The 4519-nt window shown below is 59.9% G+C and carries 4 protein-coding genes; 1 reads left to right on the top strand and 3 read right to left on the bottom strand.

What is annotated here, in order from left to right; genetic code table 11:
- Nucleotides 1–278 (top strand): hypothetical protein (locus CSC76_RS18660; RefSeq protein WP_162111457.1); only part of this gene is annotated, 278 nt, incomplete at its 5' end.
- A 9-nt stretch (nucleotides 279–287) separates the two neighbouring features.
- On the opposite strand, the gene CSC76_RS18655 is transcribed toward CSC76_RS18660, so the two are convergent.
- The 3 genes from CSC76_RS18655 to CSC76_RS18645 form a co-directional block, all read right to left on the bottom strand.
- Nucleotides 288–1757, bottom strand: coding sequence for a class I SAM-dependent DNA methyltransferase (locus CSC76_RS18655; RefSeq protein WP_162111459.1), 1470 nt, complete (start codon nucleotides 1755–1757; stop codon nucleotides 288–290).
- A gap of 188 nt (nucleotides 1758–1945) precedes the next feature.
- Nucleotides 1946–2914, bottom strand: a complete 969-nt coding sequence (locus CSC76_RS18650; RefSeq protein WP_202923575.1) for an Abi family protein — start codon at nucleotides 2912–2914, stop codon at nucleotides 1946–1948.
- Nucleotides 2911–4110: a restriction endonuclease subunit S gene (locus CSC76_RS18645; RefSeq protein WP_162111458.1), complete on the bottom strand. Its 1200-nt coding sequence runs from the start codon at nucleotides 4108–4110 to the stop codon at nucleotides 2911–2913. Before CSC76_RS18645 ends, CSC76_RS18650 begins: the two co-directional genes overlap by 4 nt.
- Nucleotides 4111–4519: the final 409 nt, after the last annotated feature.

The raw sequence follows: 4519 nt of genomic DNA, 5'->3' as shown, positions 1-4519 counted from the left end.
TGCCCGGCCCGGACACGCCGGGCACCGCCCCCCGTACCCCCGAGCGCCGCAAGGGCGCGCCGAAGACGGACGACGCCACGCTGTTGGCCGGCCTTACGCCGGAGCAGCAGGCCACCATCCACACCATGGAAACCTTCCACTGGCGCCTGAAGTTCGTCCGCCGCCCCCTCTTCAAGATCCCCGTGCCCGTGCTGTTCAACCGCGAAGGCAACCGCTACGTGGTGGTCAACGAGGACGGGACGATCGATGAGAACCCGGCGTTGAAGTTGAGGGATTGAGGAGCGGTCTCAATCCACTTTCGATCGAGGAAGCGCAGCGCTTACTTCGCGGAACGACAGCAGCGCAGCCTCCAGGTGATCGATGATTTCCTGTGCCAGCACATCGGGTGGCGGCAGGTTATCCAGATCATCGAGGCTGTCGTCCTTCAGCCAGAAGATGTCCAGGCTGGCTTTGTCGCGTGCGATCAGCGACTTGTAATTGAAGTACTTGAACCGCTCCGATTCCTTCCGCTTGTGGCGATTCGTCGGGTTATACGCCTTCACGAACTCCTGCAGATCTTCGTGACGCAGCGGCTTGGTCTTCAAGGTGAAGTGCTTGTTGGTGCGCAGGTCGTAGATCCAGACACCCTTGGTGTGCACCTTGCCGTCCTTCGGCTTGGCATCGAAGAACAGCACGTTCGCCTTCACGCCCTGTGCGTAGAAGATGCCTGTGGGCAGACGGAGCAGGGTGTGGACGTCACAGGTTTCCAATAGCTTGCGACGGATCTTTTCACCGGCGCCGCCCTCGAACAGCACGTTGTCGGGCAGCACCACCGCGGCCTGGCCCGTGGTGTTGAGCATCGAGACGATGTGCTGCAGGAAGTTGAGCTGCTTGTTCGATGTCGTCTGCCAGAAGTCCTGGCGCTCGTAGGTCAGCGCGTCGCGATCTTCCTCGCCCTCCTCGTTGGTGATGGTCATGCTGCTCTTCTTGCCGAAGGGCGGATTGGCCAGCACGTAGTCGAATGTCTTATTCGGCATCGTCAGTAGCGCATCGGAGCGGTCTACCGTCGGCTCGCCGTCCAGGTCGCCGACGTTGTGCAGGAACAGATTCATCAGGCACAGGCGGCGAGTGGAGGCGACGATCTCGTTGCCGAAGAAGGTCTTGTAGCGCAGGAACCGCTTCTGGCTCTTGTCCAGGTGCGTGCCGTCGCGCGTCAGCCACTCGTAGGCGCCCAGGAAGAAGCCGCCCGTGCCGCATGCCGGATCGGCGATGGTCTTGCCGGGCTCAGGTTGCACGCACTCGACCATCGCCTGGATCAGCACGCGCGGAGTGAAGTACTGGCCGGCGCCGCTCTTGGTGTCCTCGGCGTTCTTTTGCAGCAGGCCCTCGTACATGTCCCCCTTGACGTCGGTTTCCAGGCTGAGCCAGTTCTCCGAGTCGATCATCTGCACCAGCCGGGAAAGCTTGGCCGGGTCGTGAATCTTGTTCTGCGCCTTGAAGAAGATGGCGCCGAGTACGCCGGGCTTTTCGCCCAGTTTTTGCAGGATGTCGAGGTAGTGCGTCTCGAGGTCCGCACCGGACTTGGTCCGCAGGGTCGCCCAGCCGTACTTCTTAGGGATGGGCAGTTCCCGCGAGTGGGGTGGCAGTGAGTACTCGTGCGCCAGCTTCAGGAACAGGAGGGAGGTCAACTGTTCCAGGTAGTCGCCATAGCCCACGCCGTCGTCGCGTAGCGTGTTGCAGAAGTTCCAGATCTTCTGGACGAGGGTGCTGCTGTTCATCTATTGCTCCGGGCGGCGTGCAAGGTGACACCGCTGTGTGGGGTGCGGTTTCCACGGCGGAACCTGTCCCGCCGTTCATTCAGTTTCGGGTGGTTGACCGTGCCGGCAGCGGGGCCTAATATTCGCCCCAACACGGCCCCCGCCACTACATCGAAAGATGCACGCGGGGGTTCTTTTTTGCCCGCGATTTACCACCAATCCTCCCATGACGGCGGTGTGCCCATATCCGCCACCGATCTGGGTCGAGCGACCTGCTGCTCGGGGAACGAGCGCAGGTGATCGCGGACACGGACGTGCCAAGCCGTATTGGGGCAAATCACCTGCGTCATGTGGCGACAGATCGCCAACAAGAGGAAGGGCTTGGTCAGCAGGTCGTCGCGGCCTGAAAAGGCATCGCACCAACTGATCTCGCCAGCCTTGGGCAGTTTGGGCTGGGACACCACGTTGCGGTTCCAAAGGCGGCTGTGGTGCGCGACGAGGTTGCGCAGGTAACTGAGTGATCGGAGCCAAGACTGGAACACCTTCCAGTCCGTGACGCCGTACTTGTTGGCGATGCGCTGCTGATCCGCCACTTTCATCATGGCGAATAGCTGCGACATGGCGCCGAATTCCCAGACTTCTACGGCTACCCAGATAGGAATGCGCGGTCCGTACGTATCCAAGTAATGCTGAACGAAGTCCTCGCGAGAGCGGGTGACCAATTGCTCATGGCGTTCGCACCAGACTTGGTGCGAGGTTCGCCCGTCGGGCTGGGTCTTCCCCGCGAAGCCGGGATGCAACTCGCTGGCCTCCAAGTGAGCGAAGGTGTGGCGTTCGCCAAGCAGATAGGCGATGTCCACGCGCAGTGCGACTTCGATGCGCTCCAGCGCATCCAGCACCATCAGGCGAAGTTGTTTGTCGAACAGGTACAGGTTGACGGCATCGAGGAATCGGGTGCCTTCTGCGAATTGATCCGTGCGCTTGTGGGTAATGGCACGGGTGGTGACATCCTGTTGCATGGTCCAGATGCGAAAGGGGTACCAGTAGGCGCTGAGCCGGTAGTAGCCAACACGCTCCAGGTAGCGTAAGGCGGCGGCCTCGTCGCTTACCTCCATGCCGCGTGCCTTCAGTTGCTCCAGTTGGTCCGCGAAGCTCATCCATGGGCGCGCGTAGCTCACATCTTCTCCTTGGCCTTGCGGCCACGCTTCTTTGCCGTCGTGGTGGCACCGGACTCGCGTTCGGCGCGGATGCGGGCCAGCAGGACGCTGGTGGGCTCGTCGTTGGGGTCTTGCGGGACCAGTTGGCCGGAGAAAGCGGCTTTGAGGAGGTTTTTTCGTTGGGCGGCGCTCTGCTGCAGCATCTTTGCTATCGCTTCTTCCTGCGTTGAGGCGTTATCAAGCGCCTGCGCAAGTTGCTCCAATATCTCTTTTTGCTCGCTCGCGGGCGGGATGGGCAAAGTTAGAGGTGCGATGTCAGGATTATTGATTTGCGGGATGTTGGAGCCGTCAGAGAGCTTTGCGAGGTCGACTCCCTGGAACCATGCCCAAAGCCAATCTGCGGCGCTGGGAGCTGAGACTAGACCCATCATGTTCAGGTCGTATGCCGCCGAGGCTGAAAGCCGTCGCTTCTTGTTGGTTGCAATGGCACCGCCTCGCTTGGGAAACACAATCGTATCGGCGGGGACAACCTTAAGGCCAAGCTCTTTGGCATGTTCTTTTGTGAACTTTACGGATGAGACAAGGAGTTTCTCCTCATTTCCAGCCGTGTTCATGTCGCCAACTTTGAACCAAGGAACGTCGCCATTCCGATCGGCGAACAGGCCTGCATCCTTCGGTGTGTGTCCGCTTGCGAGTTCCGCCAGTTGTTCTACGGTCGCCCATGTCCAGCCATCGGGTGGCGAAGGCAGCTTGCTGAAATCGGGCGCAGCAGGTTCTAAGTACTTGGCCTGCCAGCCCTTCGGCGGCGATTTGCCTTGCTCAGCGAACTTCGCAAGCTGCTTCTGCTCCCACCGCGCGCGGCGTTCTTTCAGGATACGTTGCAAAAGCTCCGCGCCGGTTTCCTTCGGCTTGCCTTGGGCGGCACGCCAGTCGGCGGTCAGTGTGCCGTCCACCGCCGCCTTCAGCAGCGACTGGCGGTACTGCGCCAGTTTGCGCTGCGCGGCCTTCAGCTCGGAAATGCCGGCGTCTAGGTCTGAAAGAAGTTCATCCAATCTTTCAGTGATCCGAGCCTGCTCGGCCAGCGGGGCCATCGGAACCGGAAGCTTCTTTGATTCTTCAAGAGGAAGTGTCAGTCGGCCTGAGCCGTTGGCGCGCTCGCGGGATAACTTGTCGATCGCGGGGTGATTCAGCCAATACTCTAGATACTCTGGCAGCACCAATTCTCGAATCGGCTTGGCTAGTCCCAGTCCGACGAAGATTGATACTTCTTCACGGAAATCTATGCGCTTGGCGTATCCGAGGGTTCCGATTCGAGGAAAAAGAATGTCACCGTACTCTGGCTTACATCGCCTGATCAGTTCCCGGTGCTCGTCTTCGGAGATAAATCTTTCATATGCACTCCAGTCGATCGGCTGGAACGGTTTAATGTTCTTGATCGAAATGAAGCGAACGCCGTCTTGCTGATAGTCGGGAGTTTTATGGGTCCCGTCTGTGACTTTTGGACCGGCCAGAGCTCTGTAGACACTCAGTCGCCGCTCTGCGCGTAGCGCCTTTCAAACTCTACCGGTGACAGTCCGCGAGCGGAACCATGCCGGCGGATCGGGTTGTAGAACATCTCGATGTAGT

The sequence above is a fragment of the Pseudoxanthomonas mexicana genome, from assembly GCF_010093385.1.
GTDB lineage: Bacteria > Pseudomonadota > Gammaproteobacteria > Xanthomonadales > Xanthomonadaceae > Pseudoxanthomonas_A > Pseudoxanthomonas_A mexicana.
This window is presented reverse-complemented; position numbering and strand designations above follow the sequence as displayed.

Bases quoted from the DNA above. Each gene is read 5' to 3' on its own strand.
- CSC76_RS18655 (WP_162111459.1), bottom strand. From the start codon at position 1,757: ATGAACAGCAGCACCCTCGTCCAGAAGATCTGGAACTTCTGCAACACG.